Annotated in this window: 17 protein-coding genes; 13 read left to right on the top strand and 4 right to left on the bottom strand. The window is 66.0% G+C overall.

Annotation, left to right across the window (positions count from 1 at the left end; translation table 11 throughout):
* Nucleotide 1: 1 nt before the first annotated feature.
* Both KIT25_13880 and KIT25_13875 read left to right on the top strand, forming a co-directional pair.
* Nucleotides 2-1159 (top strand): acyl-CoA dehydrogenase family protein, encoded by a 1158-nt coding sequence (locus KIT25_13880; GenBank protein ID UYN93157.1) that lies wholly within the window; start codon nt 2-4, stop codon nt 1157-1159.
* Between the two features lie 15 nt (nt 1160-1174).
* On the top strand, nt 1175-2218 hold the full coding sequence (locus tag KIT25_13875; GenBank protein ID UYN93156.1) for an acyl-CoA/acyl-ACP dehydrogenase: 1044 nt from the start codon (nt 1175-1177) through the stop codon (nt 2216-2218).
* Here KIT25_13875 and KIT25_13870 read toward each other — a convergent pair.
* The 3 genes from KIT25_13870 to KIT25_13860 all read right to left on the bottom strand — a co-directional run bounded on the left by KIT25_13870 (nt 2206) and on the right by KIT25_13860 (nt 4402).
* Nucleotides 2206-2457: a hypothetical protein gene (locus tag KIT25_13870; protein UYN93155.1), complete on the bottom strand. Its 252-nt coding sequence runs from the start codon at nt 2455-2457 to the stop codon at nt 2206-2208. The genes KIT25_13875 and KIT25_13870 overlap by 13 nt on opposite strands.
* Nucleotides 2458-2523: 66 nt before the next feature.
* Nucleotides 2524-3498: a tripartite tricarboxylate transporter substrate binding protein gene (locus KIT25_13865; GenBank protein ID UYN93154.1), complete on the bottom strand. Its 975-nt coding sequence runs from the start codon at nt 3496-3498 to the stop codon at nt 2524-2526.
* A gap of 124 nt (nt 3499-3622) precedes the next feature.
* Nucleotides 3623-4402: a hypothetical protein gene (locus KIT25_13860; GenBank protein UYN93153.1), complete on the bottom strand. Its 780-nt coding sequence runs from the start codon at nt 4400-4402 to the stop codon at nt 3623-3625.
* A gap of 172 nt (nt 4403-4574) precedes the next feature.
* Here KIT25_13860 and KIT25_13855 point away from each other — a divergent pair, with 172 nt between their 5' ends.
* The 4 genes from KIT25_13855 (at nt 4575) to KIT25_13840 (ending at nt 7419) form a co-directional block, all read left to right on the top strand.
* Nucleotides 4575-4775, top strand: coding sequence for a hypothetical protein (locus tag KIT25_13855; protein UYN93152.1), 201 nt, complete (start codon nt 4575-4577; stop codon nt 4773-4775).
* Nucleotides 4775-4948: a DUF1328 domain-containing protein gene (locus tag KIT25_13850; protein UYN93151.1), complete on the top strand. Its 174-nt coding sequence runs from the start codon at nt 4775-4777 to the stop codon at nt 4946-4948. Before KIT25_13855 ends, KIT25_13850 begins: the two co-directional genes overlap by 1 nt.
* 101 nt (nt 4949-5049) lie before the next feature.
* Entirely contained in the window at nt 5050-6249 is a 1200-nt protein-coding gene (locus KIT25_13845) for an aminotransferase class V-fold PLP-dependent enzyme (GenBank protein UYN93150.1), read from the top strand.
* A gap of 60 nt (nt 6250-6309) precedes the next feature.
* Complete coding sequence (locus KIT25_13840) at nt 6310-7419, top strand: branched-chain amino acid aminotransferase (protein ID UYN93149.1); 1110 nt, start codon at nt 6310-6312, stop codon at nt 7417-7419.
* Between the two features lie 43 nt (nt 7420-7462).
* Here the strand turns inward: KIT25_13840 and KIT25_13835 are convergent, their stop codons facing one another.
* The gene (locus KIT25_13835; GenBank protein ID UYN93148.1) at nt 7463-8230 is read right to left on the bottom strand and encodes a terminase family protein; all 768 of its coding nucleotides are present in this window, start codon (nt 8228-8230) and stop codon (nt 7463-7465) included.
* Between the two features lie 341 nt (nt 8231-8571).
* Between KIT25_13835 and KIT25_13830 the strand changes: the two genes are divergently transcribed.
* The 7 genes from KIT25_13830 (at nt 8572) to KIT25_13800 (ending at nt 18301) form a co-directional block, all read left to right on the top strand.
* The gene (locus tag KIT25_13830; protein ID UYN93147.1) at nt 8572-9345 is read left to right on the top strand and encodes a hypothetical protein; all 774 of its coding nucleotides are present in this window, start codon (nt 8572-8574) and stop codon (nt 9343-9345) included.
* Nucleotides 9346-9462: 117 nt separating this feature from the next.
* Nucleotides 9463-11988 carry a penicillin-binding protein 1A gene (locus KIT25_13825; GenBank protein UYN93146.1) on the top strand — a complete coding sequence of 842 codons (2526 nt, stop codon included), beginning with the start codon at nt 9463-9465 and terminating at the stop codon, nt 11986-11988.
* Nucleotides 11989-12059: 71 nt separating this feature from the next.
* Entirely contained in the window at nt 12060-13127 is a 1068-nt protein-coding gene (locus KIT25_13820; protein UYN93145.1) for an SGNH/GDSL hydrolase family protein, read from the top strand.
* Between the two features lie 3 nt (nt 13128-13130).
* Nucleotides 13131-14253 (top strand): peptide chain release factor 2 gene (gene prfB, locus KIT25_13815; protein ID UYN93144.1). Its coding sequence is split into 2 segments (ribosomal slippage): nt 13131-13199 and nt 13201-14253, totalling 1122 coding nucleotides; the frame shifts between segments, so codons are not numbered across the junction.
* A 133-nt stretch (nt 14254-14386) separates the two neighbouring features.
* Entirely contained in the window at nt 14387-15436 is a 1050-nt protein-coding gene (locus KIT25_13810; protein UYN93143.1) for a DNA cytosine methyltransferase, read from the top strand.
* A gap of 7 nt (nt 15437-15443) precedes the next feature.
* A complete protein-coding gene (locus tag KIT25_13805) occupies nt 15444-16490 on the top strand; it encodes a hypothetical protein (protein ID UYN93142.1) in 1047 nt (348 codons plus the stop codon).
* Nucleotides 16487-18301 carry a hypothetical protein gene (locus KIT25_13800; GenBank protein ID UYN93141.1) on the top strand — a complete coding sequence of 605 codons (1815 nt, stop codon included), beginning with the start codon at nt 16487-16489 and terminating at the stop codon, nt 18299-18301. Before KIT25_13805 ends, KIT25_13800 begins: the two co-directional genes overlap by 4 nt.
* Nucleotides 18302-18308: the final 7 nt, after the last annotated feature.

Below are 18308 nucleotides of genomic sequence, written 5' to 3'. Positions count from 1 at the left end.
GATGTCCGTCCCCAAGCTGGAATTCCCGCCCTTCCATCTGCCGCCGGAAGCCGAGGCGTTGCGCGGCGAGGTCCGCGCGTTCCTCGAGAAGACGCTGCCCGGCGTCGCCAGCGAGGACCGCTTCCCGAGCTGGAACACGCGCTCGCCCGAGTTCAGCAAGGCGCTGGGCGCCAGGGGCTGGATCGGCATCACCTGGCCCCGGCAGTATGGCGGCGCCGAGCGCAGCTTCCTCGAGCGCTACGTCGTGACCGAGGAGTTGCTCGGCAACGGCGCGCCCGCCGGCGCCCACTGGGTGGCGGACCGCCAGTCCGGTCCGCTGCTGCTGCGCTTCGGCAGCGAGGAGCAGCGTCAGGCGATCCTGCCGCGCATCGTCAAGGGCGAGTGCTACTTCTCGATCGGCATGAGCGAACCCGATTCGGGCTCGGACCTCGCCTCGGTGCGCACGCGCGCCGAGCCGGTGCCGGGCGGCTTCCGGGTCAACGGCACCAAGGTCTGGACCTCGGGCGCGCACAAGAACCACTACTGCATCACGCTGGTGCGCACCTCGGGCCAGCATGGCGACCGCCACAAGGGCCTGAGCCAGTTGCTGGTCGATCTCAAGACGCCGGGCATCACGATCCGGCCGATCATCAACCTCGCCGGGCGCCACGACTGGAACGAGGTGACCTTCAACGACGCCTTCATCCCGGAGAGCTGCCTGATCGGCAACGAGGGCGACGGCTGGCTGCAGGTGACCAGCGAGCTCGCCTTCGAGCGTTCGGGGCCGGAGCGCTTCATGCAGAACTTCTACGTGTTGCGCGAACTCGTGCGCGTGCTCGGCCGCCAGCCGGCCCGGCGCGCCTCGTCCGTGCTCGGGCGCCTCATCGCGCGCCTCTGGACCCTGCGGCAGATGTCGGTGGCGGTCGCCGGCATGATGCAGGGCGGCAAGTCGCCCGCCATCGAGGCGGCGCTGGTCAAGGATCTCGGCACGATCTACCAGCAGGACCTGCCCGAGGTGGCGCGCGCCATCGCCGAATCGGACGCCACGACCGAGGAGGATCTCGCCGATTTCCTCGACGTCGCGCAGTACGCCACCATGATGGCGCCGAGCTACACCATCCAGGGCGGCACCACCCAGGTCCTGCGCGGCATCGTCGCGCGCGGCCTCGGCCTGCGCTGAGCGAGGAGACGAACGATGGACCGCGAGACGCGCGACATGCTGCTGGAGACTGCCGACCGCTTCTTCACCGAGAAGTGCGGGCGCGAGGTGGTGAACGGCGTGGAGAAGGGCGTGTGGCCGGCCGATCTCTGGAAGGAGATCGAGGAGATGGGCCTGCCCCTGATCGCCGTCCCCGAGGACAGAGGCGGGGTCGGCGGCACGCTCGTCGACATGCTGTCGCTGATGCGGCTGGCAGGCTCGCATGCCGTGCCGGTGCCGCTCGCCGAGACCGCGCTCGGCAATCTGATGCTCGCCGCGGCCGGTGGCGAGCCCAAGGCCGGGCCGCTGACATTGGCCCTCGGCAACCTGTCGCTGAACGGTGGCCGCGTGACGGGCAAGGTCGAGCGCGTGCCGTTTGCGTCGGTCGCCGATCGCTTCGTCACGGTGTCGGGCGGCACGCTCGCGGTGATCGCCGCCGGCAACGCGCGCATCGACGACGCGCCGAGCCATGCCGGCGAACCCTATGGCACGGTGACCTTCGACGGCGCGCCGACCGAGTTCAGCGGCGCCTCGCCGGTCGACGCCGCGCGCGCCTACGAGCTGGCGGCTCTGACCCGCGCCATGCAGATGGCGGGCGCGGCGGACAGGGTGCTGGCGACGGCGGTCGAGTATTCCAAGCAGCGCGCGCAGTTCGGGCGGCCGATCTCGACCTTCCAGGCGATCCAGCACATGCTGGCGGAGCTGGCGAGTTGCGTCGCCGCCACCATCGCCTCGGCCGAGGCCGCGGCGCGCGACGCCGACGAGGGCGGCCTCGAGGCCGGCGGCAGCTTCTCGATCGCGGCGGCCAAGACCCAGGCGTCGGAGTTCGCCCAGCGCATCGCCGCCATCTCGCACCAGTCGATGGGCGCCATGGGCTTCACCCACGAGCACGTGCTGCACCACTACACGCGCCGGCTCTGGGTGTGGCGCCGCGACTTCGGCAGCGAGACCCACTGGGGCGAGAAGATCGGCGCGGCCTATGCCAAGGCCGGGCCGCAGGCGCTGTGGAAAGGGCTGAGCGGCAGCCGCTACGCCGCCTGACGCACGACCTGGAAGCTGCGGTCCTCGATGAGTGCCGAGACGGCGATCGTCTTGGTCGCGCCGGTCGCCATCTGCTCGATGCTGGCATGCGGGATGCCGACGAAGTCGCGGATGTGACAGACCCGCCAGAGCGAATCGGAATCGGGCGCGCGGCTCGAATCGCCGAGCGCGAAGACGCTGCCGGGGGCAAGCCCGGACGCTCGCCCGAGCCTGGACTTGAGATAGGAGAGAGGGTTCATAGCCACCACCGTTTCTTGTCTGATGGATTAAGAATAAGACGCAAGTGGCGATAAATCCATGATTTTTTATGAAGGAAGAAGATTGAGACGGGCGAGCAGCGCGCGCTCCTCCTCGAGCGTCTTCACCATGGCGGCACGATAGGCCGGCCCGTCGAGCAGGATCAGCGGCTGGTCGAGCCTCTCGAGGAACTCGATGTGCCGCGGTTCCTGGGCTGCCGTGCGGAAGGCATCGGCCAGGGTCTTCACGACGGCCGCATCCATGGCCTTGGGTCCGATCAGGCCGCCCGGGCTCTCGACCACGACGTCGATGCCGAGTTCCTTCACCGTCGGCACGTCGGGGAAGCGCTTGGCGCGCGTGCCGGTGAAGACCGCAAGCAGGCGCAGCTTGCCCGACTGCACCAGCGGCGCCCAGCCCGACGATTCGGAGGCGAAGTCGATCTCGCCGCCCATCAGCGCGCGCAAGGTGTCGGCGGTGCCGCGATAGGGCGCGTGCGTCCAGCTCAGCCCGCCCTGGGCGAGGCCGACCCGCTCCATCGCGAGATGCTGCGTCGAGCCGATGCCCAGCGTGCCCCAGTTGAGCTTGCCCGGGTTGGCCTTGGCGTAGGCCAGCAGCTCGGGCAGCGTCTTCCAGGGCGCGTCGGGACGCACCACCACGCCCATCACGAAGCCGGTGATCTGCAGGATGTAGGTCAGATCGGCGATCGGGTCGTAGGGCAGCGACTTGTTGAGCAGCGGCTGGCGCAGCACGCTCATGTGCATCTGGGAAATGGTGTAGCCGTCGGGCTTCGCCTCCTTCAGGGCGATCGCGCCGAGCACGCCCGAGGCGCCGGCCTTGTTCTCGACCACCACGGTCTGGCCGAACCTGGCGCCGACCGATTCGGCCAGGATGCGGAAGCCGCCGTCGGCCGGGCCGCCGGCGGCCCACGGGATGATCAGCTTGATCGGCCTGTCCGGGAACTTGCCCTGCGCGCGCGCGGCGCCGGCGATGAAGGGCAGGGCGGTGGCGCCGGCGAGGGCGGCGCGACGGGTGATGATACTCATGCTGTGCGGACTCCCCAACGTTCTGACGAATTTTCAGCAAAGGCGCTTCGCACGGGCAAGCGGCGATGCAGCTCCGGCGCGTGTCGGCTATCGCCCTGCGATGCATGAGCCGGGCCATCCATGGCTAGCGACGCGGGTCGCCGCAAACGCCGAGCGAAACGCCGGCGGCATGGGCTGCCGTCAGGCAGTCGGCCATGCTGCGGTAACGAGCGGGATCGAAGAGGGTCGGCGCGGCGCCGCGGCGCGATGGAGCCGCTGTCGCATCCCACAGTGGCCGGGGATGGCAGGGCGTGCCGGCGCGCTTGAACTCGTCGTAGTTGGGGCGCTCGTCGCACAGCAGCTCCTTCGCGGCCTTGTAGTGGCCCGAGCGATAGAGCGCGGCGGCGAGTTGGGCGCGGGTCATGGTTCCCGGACCGTAAGGCTGCGGATCCTGCGAGGGGATGCCGGCCATGAAGCGGATCAGCGCCGATTCGCCGGCCGAAGCCGCAACTGAATTTCCGGCGTTGCCTTCGTCGGCGGCCGACGCGCCCGAAGCGTCTGCGCCGCCCGCGTCGCCGGCCGCCGCGCCGGCCGAGGCGCCCGCGGAGGCGGCGCTCGACCCACTGCCGGCGGATGCACCGTCGGCCGAGCCGTCGCCGGCCGATCCGCCGCCGGTCGATCCACTGTCGCCGCCCGCGCCGGTGGCACCCGCTGCTGCGCCTGCTGCCGCACTGGCGGCGCTCGCCGCTGCGCCCGCCGCCGCCGCTGCCGCGCCCGCCGCGGCACCGGCGGCCGCACCGGCCGCTGCACTGGCAGCTCCCGCCGCCGCCGCTGCCGCGCCGTCCTGGCCAAACGCCTCTATCGGGACTGATGTCAGCGAGAAGACAATAGCCAGCCACGTCGCCACGACATTGCGTCGGCGCATTCCATCCTCCGATTGTTCGGCGGCTCGCCCCTGCGAACCTTCCCACGCGGGAACGCTAGCAGCCGCTCGTGCGTTGGTGCGTGACCAATATCGGGTCGCACGCGAGCCTTTCGACGTTCGCCTCTTTTTGGTCGCTGGCTCGCGTTCGGCGGAAAAGCACATCATCGAACCCATGCGATTGCTGCTGATCCTTCTCGCAACATTCGGGGCGGGCCTGGTCGTGACGGGCATCGCGGCCAGCACGTTGCAAGCCCTTCATACGCATCGGTCGTCGCCCGTCTCCGATGCGGTCGCCGGCCGCGACGTCGAGGGGCGCTGGACGTTCCGCGATGCATCCGCGTCGCCGCCGCCGCCGACGCCGGGGAGGTGGTGATGCTGAAATGGGCGCTGATCTTCCTCGTCGTCTCGGTGATCGCCGGAGTCTTCGGATTCACCGGCATCGCCGCGGGCGCGCGCACCATCGCCAAATGGCTGTTCGTGCTGGCCCTGATCGTATTTGCGGTATTCGTGATTCTCGCCCTGATGGCCGGCGAGATGCTCATGTAGCCGCAGCCCCGTGTCGTCGTATCCGCGCACTTTTCGGCTGTGCTAGTGTGCCGGCCGCGCCCGCCGGGATGGCGGGACGCGCGGAAAGGAAAGACGAGACGATGAGCGTGCGTGCGGGACGTGAGTTCCTGGCGATTCCCGGCCCGACGACGGTGCCGGACGAGGTGTTGCGGGCGATGCATCGGCCGGCGGTCGACATCTATTCGGGCCCGCTGCTCGCGCTGACCGACGGTCTGCTCAGGGACGTGGCGCGGGTCTTCCACACCAGGGGGCGCGCCTACCTCTACATCTCCAACGGCCACGGCGCCTGGGAAGCCTCGCTGACCAACGTGCTCAGCAAGGGCGACAGGATCCTGGTGCTGGAGAGCGGCCGCTTCGCCATCGGCTGGGGCGAGAGCGCGCGCCGCATGGGCTGCGAGGTCGAGATCCTGAAGGGCGACATGCGCCGCGCCGTGCGGCCGGCCGAGCTCGAGGCGCGCCTCAAGGCGGACAAGAAGGCCAACGGCTCCGGCACCATCAAGGCGATCCTCGTCGCCCAGATCGACACCGCCTCGGGGGTGGTGAACGACATCGAGGCGATCGGCCAGGCGATCCGCGCCGCCAAGCACGACGCGCTGCTGATGGTCGACGCCGTCGCGTCGCTCGGCTGCATGCCGTTCAAGATGGACGAGTGGGGCGTCGACGTCGCCATGTCGGGCTCGCAGAAGGGCATGATGACGCCGCCCGGCCTCGGCCTCGTCGCCGCCAACGACCGCGCGCGCGAGATCCACAAGACGGCGGGCCTGCGCACGCCCTACTGGGACTGGACCGACCGCGAGGGCGACCAGCACTATCAGAAATACGCCGGCACGCCGCCCGAGCACCTGCTGTTCGGCATGCGCCAGGCGCTCGACATGCTGTTCGAGGAGGGCCTCGACAACGTCTTCCGCCGCCATCGCCTGCTGGCCGAGGCGGTGCGCCGCGCCGTCGGCGTGTGGTCCGAGGGCCAGGCGATCGGCTTCAACATCGCCGAGGCGGACGAGCGCTCCGATTCGGTGACCTGCGTGCTGGTCAACGGCCGCGATCCCGAGGCGATCCGCGACTACTGCAACAAGCAGTGCGGCGTCATCCTCGGCCACGGCATCGGCGAGCTGTCGGGCAAGGCGTTTCGCATCGCGCACATGGGCCACGTCAACGCGCCGATGATCCTCGGCACGCTGGGCACCGTCGAAATGGCGCTGTCGGCGCTCGACATCCCGCACGGCAAGGGCGGCGTGCAGGCCGCCATCGACTGGCTGGGCGCCGAGGTGAAACCGGCCTAACCTCGCCGCTGACAAGGCGCGGCAAAGCCGATAAAAGCCGCGCCAAACGGAGTGAACGCCATGCCGGACAGCCCGCTCGCCCAGACCACGCCGATCGCGTTCGAGCGCGTCGCCCATCCCGCACCGACGCCGCCCGACAAGCGCGCCGCCATCCTGCGCGATCCCGGCTTCGGCCGTGCCTTCACCGACCACATGGTCACGATCCGCTACACCGAGGGCAGGGGCTGGCACGATGCCACGATCGGCCCGCGCGGCCCGATCTCGATGGATCCCGCGTCGGCCGTGCTGCACTACAGCCAGGAGATCTTCGAGGGGCTGAAGGCCTACCGCACCGCCGAGGGCGGCGCCGTGATGTTCCGGCCCGAGGCCAACGCGCGGCGCTTCAACCAGTCGGCCGACCGGCTCGCCATGCCGCGCCTGCCGGAGGAGACCTTCGTCGAGGCGCTCGACCAGCTGGTGCGGCTCGACCGCGACTGGATCCCCGAGGGCGACGGCAGCCTCTATCTGCGGCCGTTCATGATCGCCAACGAGGTGTTCCTCGGCGTCAAGCCGTCGTCGGAATATCTCTTCATCGTCATTGCCTCGCCGGTCGGCTCCTACTTCAAGACCAAGGACAGCGCCGTCTCGGTGTGGGTCGAGCGCGACCTCACGCGCGCCGCGCCCGGCGGCACCGGCGCGGCCAAGTGCGGCGGCAATTACGCCGCCAGCCTGATGGCGCAGATGGACGCCTACAAGCACGGCTGCGAGCAGGTCGTGTTCCTCGACGCCGTCGAGCGCAAGTGGATCGAGGAACTGGGCGGCATGAACATCTTCTTCGTGTTCGACGACGGCTCGATGCAGACGCCGCCGCTCGGCGGCACCATCCTGCCCGGCATCACCCGCGATTCGATCCTCGAGCTGGCCAAGGACATGGGCATCACGGTGCGCGAGCAGCCCTACGCCTACGAGCAATGGAAGGCCGACGCCAAGAGCGGCCGCCTGCGCGAGACCTTCGCCTGCGGCACCGCCGCGGTGCTGACGCCGCTCGGCACGATCCGTTCGGCCGAGGGCGAGTTCGTGATCGGCAACGGCCAGTCGGCCGAGCGCACGGAGAAACTGAAGTCGGCCCTGATCGACATCCAGCGCTGCCGCGCCAGGGACCCGCACGGCTGGGTGCACAAGGTCTTCTAGCATCGCCGCCCTCGTTGGCGTCTTGCGCCGACCGGTTGGGGCGTCATGTCTCGTTTTCTCCGGCCTGCCTTCGTCGCTCGGCGTCGAGGAAGGCGCGGACGAGTTCGGTCATGCCCTGCAGCGGCGTGAAGGTCAGCATGACGATGCCGCCGACCGTCATGGTGCGGATCAGGCATTCGACGTAGACCGCCATCGGCGGCTCCTCGTCGAGCCAGATCAGCTCGCGCTCGGTGCCCTCGAAGGCGCCGCGGCCCTGCTCGAACGACTTGAAGCCGAGCGTCGACAAGCCACCCGACGCGTGGCGCACCTGCAGGGTGTCGACGGCGTCGGCGACGCCGCGCTGCCAGGAGACGGCGCCGATCGTGTCGGCCGGGATCAGGCCGCTGCCGGCGACGCGCTTCCTGCCGCCTTCGAAGGCCACCGGGCCGCACAGCTTGGCCTGGATGATGTCGCGGGTGGTGGCCGCGGTGCGGCCGACGGCCCAGGCGCGGATCGGCCGGTCGAAGCGATGGCCTTCCCACCAGTGCGGATAGAGGCCGGTGAGGTGCAAGGTGGTCTCGTAGCCGCCGATGCCCTCGGTCTTGCCGATACGGTTGGCGGCCATCATCAGGCGCTCGCGGTGCTGCGCGCCGTTCCTGAAGAATTCCAGGTGCTTGACGTAGAGCTCGCGCCTGAGCGGCCCGGTGTCGGGATAGAAATAGGCCAGCCGGCCGCTCGTCGGGAACGACCGACGCGGCGCGGGAGTCCATGCGCCGAGATGCGTGGCCGCCGTCGGTTCGGTGTCTATCAAGGGTGTGAGGAACTTGCCCATGGCGCGACCATAGCCGCTGGGGTTCGGGCGAGCCTAATCGGGTCGACGGATTCGGGCGGATGCAGATGCCGTCGGCATCGAAGGCGGATTCGATCCGGGCTCGACCTCCGCGGCGGCGGAAAATAACGGCGATTTATTCGGACGGCGGGCGCCGCCGGGGCTTCGAGCGGCCGCGGGGGTGCGTCTGGTCGACGGAACGCGGCGGATGCCGACGGCGTCGGCATCGAAGGCCCGTTCGATCGGCCCTCGGGGAGAGTCGGCGGAGAGTCAGATTCGTCTGCGGGAGAGTCAGATGCGTCGGTTCGCTGGCAAATCGCGATGGCCGACCGCATATCGCGACGATGAAGAAGAAGGACACACGCTTTGGCCTGGGCAACACGGCCGGTGTCGGCCGGCCCGAGGGCCGCAAGAACGACACCACGTTGGCGCGCGAGGCGATGCTGGAGGGGCTGTACGAGCAGGCGCGCGAAGTGCTGCAACAGGCGTTGGACAAGGGCAGCGAATCGGCGGCCAAGTTCGTGATCCGCATGGTGTGCGGTCAGCCGCGCGGGGCGGTGGTGAAGCTCGACCTGCCGCGCACCGACACGATGGCGGGGGTGGACGAGGCGGAGCAGGTGGTGATCGCGGCGGTTGCGTCGGGCGAGCTGTCGGCGGCCGATGCGCTGGCGTGGTCGGCGCTGTTCGACATGCGTCGGCGCTCGATCGAGAAGCGCGATCTGGAGCGTCGGGTCGAGGCGGCGACGCGGGCGCAGAAGGAGAACACGGAGTTCGCGCAGGCGCTGGTGGCGACGGCGCGCGGCGAGGACGATGCACCGGAGGCGGATGCACCGGTGGCGGGGTCGAGCCGGATGGAGAAGGACCTGGCGGCGGTGGAGGCGGCGGCGCGGCCCGACCTGCCGCGCGGCCAGCGCATGAACATCATCGCCGATGAGATCCTGAGCAAGACCGATGCGGAAGGCGTCGAGCGCGTGCGCGCGGCGGCGCGCGGGGTGCTGAAGGAGCAGCAGGCGCGGCGCGAACGCGAGGCCGCGGCCGCTGCCGCCGCACGTCCCGCGCCGGACGCTCCGCCTCCGCCTCCGCCACAGCCGTCACAGCAACAGCCGCCGGGTTCCTGAGGGGCGCGCCACCGCGGCCCGCCCCGGTCTGCGCCGGGAGCGGCAGTCTCCACCAAAACGCCCCACAAAAGGCGCAGATTGTCGGCACCCTCGGGGGGCCTGTAAAAGGAACGTGTGTTGAATCTCGTGAAGATTGGGCTGGCCTTCGCCCTGGCCTGCATGATCGTGGGCGTGGCGACGGTCGCCGGCCTGTTCTGGCATTTCAGCCACGGCCTGCCCGACCACGGCACCCTGGCCGACTACCAGCCGGCCACCACCACGCGCCTCTATGCCGCCGACGGCAAGCTGCTCGCCGAGTATGCCCGCGAGAAGCGGCTGTTCGTGCCGGTCGCCGCCATGCCCAAACGCGTGCTGCAGGCCTTCGTCGCCGCCGAGGACCAGCGCTTCTTCTCCCATCCCGGCCTCGACGTGCTGGGCATCGCCCGCGCCGCCTTCACCAACCTCACCCATCCCGGCCGGCGCATGGAAGGCGCCTCGGGCATCACCCAGCAGGTCGCCAAGAACTTCCTGCTGACCAACCAGGCCACCCTGTCGCGCAAGATCCGCGAGGCCATCCTCGCCTTCCGCATCGAGGAGACCTTCTCCAAGGAGCGCATCCTCGAGCTCTATCTCAACGAGATCTATCTCGGCAGCGGCAACTACGGCGTGGCGCAGGCGGCGCTCAACTACTTCGACCGCTCGCTGGGCGAGCTCACCCTGTCGGAGATGGCCTATCTCGCGGCGCTGCCCAAGGCGCCCAACCGCTACCACATCGTGCGCAACGAGAAGGACGCCTACTGGCGGCGCGACTACGTGCTCGGCCGCATGCTCGACGACCGCTACATCACCGCCGAGGAATACAAGGAGGCGCGCGCCGAGAAGCTCGCCTACCGCCGGCGCAGCACGACCGAGACCGCGACCGCCGACTTCTTCGCCGAGGAGGTGCGCCGCAACCTGCTCGCCGCCTATGGCGAGAAGGCGCTCTACGAGGCGGGGCTCACCGTCACCACCACGCTCGATCCCGCCATCCAGGCGGTCGCCGACCGCGCGCTGCGCGACGGGCTGGTGCGTTACGACCGCCGCCACGGCTGGCGCGGCCCGCACGCCCAGATCGCCGACATGCGCCAGGGCTGGGAGGAGGAGTTCGCCCGCATCGTCCAGCGCCGGCCGCTCTTCGGCCTGCCCGAGTGGAAGCTCGCCGTGGTCACGCGGGTCGACGCGCAGTCGGTCCAGATCGCCATCCCTGCGCCGCTCAATCCGTGGGCCACCACCCAGAGCGAGCCGGCCGCGGGCACCATCCCGTTCGCCGAGATGGCGTGGGCGCGGCCGACCCTGCCCGAGCAGCGGGTCGGCAACCCGCCGCGCCGGCCGGCCGACGTGGTCGCCGTCGGCGACATCGTGATCGTTGAGAAGGTCGCGCAGAACGAGGCGAAGAAGCCCTATCCCGCCGACAGCTACGGCCTGCGCCAGGTGCCCAACGTCAACGGCGCGGTCGTGGTGATGGATCCGCAGACCGGCCGCGTGCTCGCCATGTCGGGCGGCTGGTCCTACGGGCTCAGCCAGTTCAACCGCGCCGTCCAGGCGGCGCGCCAGCCCGGCTCGTCGTTCAAGCCGTTCGTCTATCTCGCCGCGATCGACGCGGGCTTCACGCCGATGACCGTGGTCGAGGACGCGCCGTTCTCCTACGACCCGGGCTACGGCCAGCCGGTGTGGACGCCGCGCAACTACGGCGGCGACTTCCTCGGCCCGACCACGGTGCGGCGCGGCCTCGAGCTGTCGCGCAACCTGATGACGGTGCGCATGGCCCAGCAGGTCGGCATGAAGCGCGTCGTGCAGGTCGCCCGGGAGTTCGGCGTGGTCGAGGAGATGGGCGCCTATCTGCCGATGGCGCTCGGCGCCGGCGAGACCACGGTGCTGCGCCAGACCATGGCCTATTCGATGCTGGCCAACGGCGCGCTCGAGATCACGCCGTCGCTGGTCGACCGCGTGCAGGACCGCAACGGCAGGACCATCTACCGCCACGAGCCGCGCGCCTGCCGCGGCTGCGGCGAGGCGGCGCCCGGGGCGAAGCCGCAGCCGCCGCAGATCGTCGATTCGCGCCGGCCGTTCCACGACCCGGCCTCGGTCTACCAGGTGGTGCACATGCTGCTGGGCGTCACCCAGCGCGGCACCGGCGCGGCACTCGCCAACCTCAACCGGCCGATCGCCGGCAAGACCGGCACGACCAACGACGCGCGCGACAACTGGTTCATGGGCGCCACGCCCGACCTCACCGTCGGCATCTACATGGGCTTCGACGAGCCGCGCACGCTCGGCCCCTCCAACCTCGAGACCGGCGGCGGCAACGCCGTGCCGATCTACCGGCAGATCGCCGAGACGATCTACAAGGACAAGCCGCCGGTGCCGTTCCGCATCCCGCCCGGCCTGCGGCTGGCGCGCGTGACCTACGAGGGCGGCACCATCGACGAGGTCTTCAAGCCCGGCACCGAGCCCGGCTCGGGCTACGGCTATGCCTGGGGACCGGGCGTGCTCGACGGCACCGGCATGTCGCCCCTGGACCCCAACCTCGCCGGCGGCGGCCCGGCCTCCTACGGCGGCGGTGCCGCCGGCGGCCGCCCCGGCGCCGGCCGCCCGGCGCTGAGCGGCACAGGCGAAACATATTAGTGGGCGGGCTGCGTCGCCGGCTGGGGCATGAGCGGGGGCGGCCGGGCGACCGAGCCCGACCGTTGGCATCGGTGGCCCTGGTGCTGGCCTCGATCATCGTCAGCCTGCTGGTGCTCGAGATTGGCTGCCGGCTGCTGCGGGGCCCCTCGACGCTGCTTCACTGGAACAACCTGGTTCTCGCCACGCGCCTTGAAGCAAGGAGGCCGGAGATTGCCAGCGCCTCCGCTTATGTCGTCGATCCCGTGCTCGGCTTCGTCAATGCTCCGAACTATGCCTCGCCGTGGGCCAATTTCGACTCGCAGGGCTTTCGCCGCATGCCGCCGCCCGCCGCCGGCGCGGTGATGAACCCGCCGATCGTGGCAACGGGCGATTCCTACACGAAGGGCGAGGAAGTCGACGACCTCGAGACGTGGCCGGTGGCGCTGCAGGAGCTTCTCAACTGGCGAACGATCAATGCCGGCGTCGGCGCTTATGGTCTCGACCAGACGGTATTGCGGACCGAGCAGGTCGCCCGGGAACTCGAGCCCGCCGTCCTGGTCGTCGGCTTCATCGCCGACAACCTGCGCCGCAACGAGATGAGTCGCATGTGGGGCCGCGAGAAGCCATATTTCGCGCTCGAGCATGGTGAGCTCGTGCTGCGCAACGTGCCGGTGCCGCCGACGCCCGATCCACACGACACGCTCGATTTCCTGCAGACGGCATTCGGCTGGTCGGTGTTGCTCGACACGGTGCTCGAACGCCTGCGCCTGCGCAGCGAATGGCATCAGGAAAACGTGCGCGCCTTGCCGGCTGGCAGCGGCGAGCGGATGGTCTGTCCGCTGATGCAAAGACTCGCGGCATTGCAGGTTCCGACCCTGGTCGTGGGGCAATACGCGGTCTGGGCCTTTGGAGATCGGGCGGCCGAGGAGCGTCGTGCCACCCGCGCCGTGCTCGATTGCGCCGAGCGCGCCGGCCTTGCGACCCTGGACGTCTATGATCTCTTCGCCGGGCCGGTAAGGAAGGACGGTCTCTCCTCCGTCTACAACCAGTGGCATCCCAATGCGCGAGGCTACCGCATCATCGCCGAGGCGATCGCGGACGAGCTCGAACGCCGCAACATGCTGCACTTGACGACAACCCCGTCAGCACGCGAAAGGTAGACGATGCGTGCCGAAGCTCAAGCCATGGTGAACGAGATCGAGGAGTCGCTGGCGCTTCTCAGGAGGCGTCTTTGACTACGATCGCGCGGTCGTCCGTCTCGCCGAGCTGAACGCGCGCGCCGAGGAATCGGCGCTGTGGAACAACCCGAAAGAGGCCGAGAAGGTGATGCGCGAGCGCAATCGCCTGGAGGCCGCCATCGCCACCATCAAGCGCCTGCGCGCCGCGGTCGACGACAATGCGGGCCTGATCGAGATGGCCGAGGCCGAGAAGGACGAGGCCACCATCGCCGAATGCGAGAGGGCGCTCGTCGAGGCGGCCGAGGAGGCCAGGAAGGCGCGGCTCGAGACCCTCCTGTCGGGCGACGCCGATCCCAACAACGCCTATGTCGAGATCAACGCCGGCGCCGGCGGCACCGAGGCGCAGGACTGGGCCGAGATGCTGGCGCGCATGTACGTGCGCTGGGCCGAGCGGCGCGGCTTCAAGGTGACCTGGCTCGAGGAGAGCGCGGGCGAGGAGGCGGGCATCAAGAGCTGCGCCTTCAAGGTCGACGGCGCCAACGCCTACGGCTGGCTGAAGACCGAATCGGGCGTGCACCGGCTGGTGCGCATCAGCCCGTTCGACGGCAACGCGCGGCGCCAGACCAGCTTCGCCAGCGTCTGGGTCTATCCCGAGGTCGACGACGACATCGACATCGAGATCCTCGACAAGGATCTGAGGGTCGACACCTACCGCGCCAGTGGCGCGGGCGGCCAGCACGTCAACAAGACCGACAGTGCGGTGCGCATCACGCACATCCCGACCGGCATCGCCGTCGCCGTGCAGCAGGAGCGCAGCCAGCACCAGAACCGCGCCAAGGCGATGCAGATGCTGAAGGCGCGGCTCTACGAGGTCGAGCTGCAGAAGCGCGAGGCCGAGCGGCTCGCCGCCGAGGCGAGCAAGACCGACATCGGCTGGGGCCACCAGATCAGGAGCTACGTGCTGCAGCCGTATCAGATGGTGAAGGACCTGCGCACCAACGTCGAACGCTCCGACCCGCAGAAGGTGCTCGACGGCGATCTCGACGAGTTTATGGCGGCCAGCCTAGCGGCGCGCGTGGGCGAGGGTGGGGACAAGGAGGCGGCTTAGGGGGCATTGTCGCTTGAGAAGAGCCATCTTTAAGTGTGGATAACGCGCATGGCGAATCTATCTGCCATGGGCCTGCTCGTGCGAACTTAGATTGAGTGACCTGAAAGAGCATGCGCGACCTAGCCGAATTCCAATGATTGGCATTGACCTATTTTCGGGCGCTGGCGGCATGTCTTTGGGCGCCGAGCGCGCCGGCATCGATGTCAAGGTTGCGGTTGAAAGCGATCCCTACGCCGCAGAGACCTACCGACGCAACCATCGCAATACGCTGGTCATCGAGGCTGATGTTGGCACGTTGGTCGATTTGCCGATCAAGTGCCATTCGAAGGACCTGATAGTTTTTGGCGGGCCGCCTTGCCAGGGGTTTTCAACGTCGAATCAGCGCACGCGCGGCCCTGACAATTCTCAGAACTGGCTGTTCCGAGAATTCCTTCGCATCACTGCAAGACTCAATCCGCATTTTGTGGTGTTCGAGAACGTTGCGGGGCTGCTGGAGCAGGGTCGAAAGGTGTTCTTTAACGGAATAGTCGGAGGGCTAAAGCGCCAAGGATACTCGATTACGTCCGGTGTGCTGAACGCGGCCAACTTCGAAGTGCCACAACGTAGGTCGCGCCTATTCATCGTTGGTACGAAGTCCCGACGTCCAATAGAGCTTCCGACACACTCAGCCAGGACAGTTACCTCGGTTCGATCCGCAATCCATGACCTCCCAGTCCTTCGAAATGGAGACCATCGAGACAGGCTTCCTTATCGAACGGATGCGACAAGCCAGTACCAAGAGAGAATGCGTCGCGGCCAATCGGAATGTGATGGACATCTAGTGACCAACAACGCGCCGTCAATCGTGGCCCGGTACAAGCATATTCCTGCGGGAGGCAATTGGCAGAGTATCCCGGCCTTCCTTATGAGAAATTATGCTGACGTTGACCGATGCCACACTGGTGTCTACCGTAGGCTGTATTGGGACGCGCCTTCTATCGTTATCGGGAACTTTAGAAAGAATATGCTCGTGCATCCAAGTCAAAACCGAGGACTTTCGGTGCGCGAGGCGGCTCGTCTTCAATCGTTTCCGGACAGCCACACCTTTTTCGGGTCTATCGGCAAACAACAACAACAAGTGGGCAACGCAGTTCCTCCACTCCTCGCGCAAGCGGTATTCCAGAGTCTCGTCGCGCAAGTGTAGCCACCATATGCAACTGCCAGCGCAAGGACTCGAGAAGTGGCTTGAAGAACGCACGGCCGATCAGCACGCGTTTCCTGACGGAAAGAGCAATGAGTATGTGGCTAGGTACGCTCATCTGAAGGACCTCTTTAAGGATCGATATCACTCGTGGGTGAACCCCGGAGCGACAGCAGCAAATGGAGGTCTACTTACGGACCACGGCCCTGGTCACATAGATGTGGTGATCAGGCGCGCGAGCGATCTTGTGCGTGGGCAAAAATGCGTGCTCACACCATACGAAGTTTATTTGACCCTAATGGCAATTCATCTCCACGATGTTGGGAACGTCTTCGGACGAGAGAAGCATGAGCAGGAGTCGACCAAGATCTTGAATGATCTAGGGCCCGCTGCTGGTTTCGACACCACTGAAAAGCGGATCATTCAAATGATCGCCAGAGTCCATGGTGGAAAGATCGGCGAATCGAAAGATACGATTTCCACACTCCAGACTGAGACAGCACTTCTCAACCAGCCTGTACACCCTCGACTGCTTGCCGCTATCGTTCGGCTGGCTGACGAATACTCCGACCAGGCAAATCGCGCGGCAAGATTCCTGCTAGACGGGGAGCGCGTGCCAAAGCCTTCGGAAATATTTCATAAATATGCTTCCGGGTTGCACTCGGTGATGGTGCAGCCCGATACCGAGCGGGTAGAACTCCACTTTTCATTTGATGAGAAAGACTTCACGAAAAAGTTCGGGAAACTTAAGACCACCACATACTTACTCGATGAGATTCTCGAACGCTCCGTGAAACTGTTTACGGAGACCATCTATTGCAATCGGTTCATGAGGCCGAGCATTGCAATCAACTCTATAAGCGTCTCCCTCGAAATCGTCAGAGTGAATGGCAACGGTGCGCCTCCGCGCAAGATCGCCTATCGTATGGAAGAAGCGGGTTATCCGTCGGTTCCAAAGAACTTTCTCTATGAGACCAACGAGTCATTGCGCGTTGGCCAAAAGCGATTGGATGGCGCAACCCTTGCCAAACAGATTCGGCGGAAGCAACGGGCATGAACCCATTCTCTGTCCAAACCCCAGAAGGCATCGCTGCGCAAACGGCAGTTTCCCTCTTTGTGTCGGAGGTGCCCGGCTACTCGGCGATGGTTGCGCCAGGGCATACTTTTTTGCATGGAGCGCGAGGTTCGGGGAAGAGCATGCTCTTTCGCTATCTCGAACCGGACTGTCAGGCGTTGGCGCACAACTACAAGACCAAGGATCTTCCATTCCTCGGCGTGTACGTCCCGATCAAGGGCACTGACATAGCGCTCGCCGAGTTCGAACGCATCGAAGAGCGCCATGCGGACGTGATACTCAACGAGCACTTCTTCAGTCTCACGGTGCTCCTGACGATCATTCACACCCTGCTGGATAGAATGCCCGAGGACTTCGCAAACGCTCGAGCATCGAAGCGAGATGTCCAAGAATTTTACGTCGGAGCGTTCGGTTCCCTATTGCAGCGTTCGTTTTGGCAAGGATCGTTGCCTGGGCTAGAGAACCCACAACGTCTTCGGTCATTGTTGCTAGGCGTGCGACATGTGCTACGGGACATGCACGCGCACACATTGAGATACGTGCGAAGCCTGTTCTTGCCGACGTCGACGATTCCGTATGACGGTCCGCTTGCGGGGTTCTTGGACTTCGTGGTGCCGTTCATCACGAGTCTTAGGACACTGTCAGCACTGCCGAACTCGCCAGTTTATCTATTAATCGATGACGCAGACAACTTAAGCAATATTCAGACTCGTGTTCTCAACAATTGGGTTTCGATTCGCAGTACTGAAAACGTCTGCCTCAAGATATCTACGCAGCTGCAATACAAGACCTTTTCCACGACGCATGGTCAGCGGATAGAGAGCCCACATGATTTTCAAGAGTTTAGCATCTCTGATGTGTACACGACCGACGTAAGGGACAGCTATAGGAGCCGTGTGCGGAGCATTGTAGAAAAGCGGCTTAAGGTGAGCAACATTCAGCGAAGTGCTGAAAGGTACTTCCCGCCGGATCAGGAACAGGAAGATCAAATAAATCATCTCGCCAACACGCTACGCTCGCAATGGCAGAATAAGGGCAAGCGTGGCAATCGAGCTCGCGATGATGCCTATCGATATGCGCGGCCAGATTACATTAAGGGTCTCGGTGGGGCAGCGAAGAGCAAATCCACGTATAGTTACGCCGGCTTTGACCAGCTAGTACACGTGTCCTCGGGAATCGTTCGGTTCTTCCTTCACGCCGCTACGAAAATGCACGACCGCGCGTCGACCGACGGGAAGGAGCACGCATTCATTCCGCCGCATATCCAGAACGAAGTCGTTAGAGAACTAGCCAATGACATGTTGTTCTCAGAGTTCGACAAGATTCGTCTGGAAGAGAAGGAACTTGAGCGAACCAAAGACAGGTCTGATGAGAGACTTCAACTGGATGTCGTTCAGCGTCTCAGCAATCTCGTTAATGGTCTCGGTTCCCTATTTCATGCCGTCCTGCTCTCCGAACGATCGGAGAGACGCGTATTCTCGATCGCGTTTCAAGATGAACCGAGCCCAGAAGTCCGTGAAGTCCTAAATCTCGGTATGCGTTATGGCTACTTTCATCGGTCTAGTATTGGGCGAAAGGAGGGTATCGGGCGTGCAGAGCTCTATATCCTGTCGCGACAACTTGCGCCGGCGTTTCAACTCGACCCAACTGGGTTCGCGGGGTATTTGTTCGTAACCAACTCGTTCGTAAAGGAGCTGATGAAGGACCCGCGTTCTTTTCCGAGAAGACTCAAAGAGAAGGGGCTTGAGAAACTAGAGGAAGAAGTCCTTCAAGCTGACTTGTTCGCAACTTGACGAGCAA

It is taken from the genome of Enhydrobacter sp. (assembly GCA_025808875.1).
Lineage (GTDB): Bacteria > Pseudomonadota > Alphaproteobacteria > Reyranellales > Reyranellaceae > Reyranella.
This window is presented reverse-complemented; position numbering and strand designations above follow the sequence as displayed.

Bases quoted from the DNA above. Each gene is read 5' to 3' on its own strand.
- KIT25_13880 (UYN93157.1), top strand. From the start codon at position 2: ATGTCCGTCCCCAAGCTGGAATTCCCGCCCTTCCATCTGCCGCCGGAA.
- KIT25_13875 (UYN93156.1), top strand. From the start codon at position 1,175: ATGGACCGCGAGACGCGCGACATGCTGCTGGAGACTGCCGACCGCTTC.
- KIT25_13870 (UYN93155.1), bottom strand. From the start codon at position 2,457: ATGAACCCTCTCTCCTATCTCAAGTCCAGGCTCGGGCGAGCGTCCGGG.
- KIT25_13865 (UYN93154.1), bottom strand. From the start codon at position 3,498: ATGAGTATCATCACCCGTCGCGCCGCCCTCGCCGGCGCCACCGCCCTG.
- KIT25_13860 (UYN93153.1), bottom strand. From the start codon at position 4,402: ATGCGCCGACGCAATGTCGTGGCGACGTGGCTGGCTATTGTCTTCTCG.
- KIT25_13855 (UYN93152.1), top strand. From the start codon at position 4,575: ATGCGATTGCTGCTGATCCTTCTCGCAACATTCGGGGCGGGCCTGGTC.
- KIT25_13850 (UYN93151.1), top strand. From the start codon at position 4,775: ATGCTGAAATGGGCGCTGATCTTCCTCGTCGTCTCGGTGATCGCCGGA.
- KIT25_13845 (UYN93150.1), top strand. From the start codon at position 5,050: ATGAGCGTGCGTGCGGGACGTGAGTTCCTGGCGATTCCCGGCCCGACG.
- KIT25_13840 (UYN93149.1), top strand. From the start codon at position 6,310: ATGCCGGACAGCCCGCTCGCCCAGACCACGCCGATCGCGTTCGAGCGC.
- KIT25_13835 (UYN93148.1), bottom strand. From the start codon at position 8,230: ATGGGCAAGTTCCTCACACCCTTGATAGACACCGAACCGACGGCGGCC.
- KIT25_13830 (UYN93147.1), top strand. From the start codon at position 8,572: ATGAAGAAGAAGGACACACGCTTTGGCCTGGGCAACACGGCCGGTGTC.
- KIT25_13810 (UYN93143.1), top strand. From the start codon at position 14,387: ATGATTGGCATTGACCTATTTTCGGGCGCTGGCGGCATGTCTTTGGGC.
- KIT25_13805 (UYN93142.1), top strand. From the start codon at position 15,444: ATGCAACTGCCAGCGCAAGGACTCGAGAAGTGGCTTGAAGAACGCACG.
- KIT25_13800 (UYN93141.1), top strand. From the start codon at position 16,487: ATGAACCCATTCTCTGTCCAAACCCCAGAAGGCATCGCTGCGCAAACG.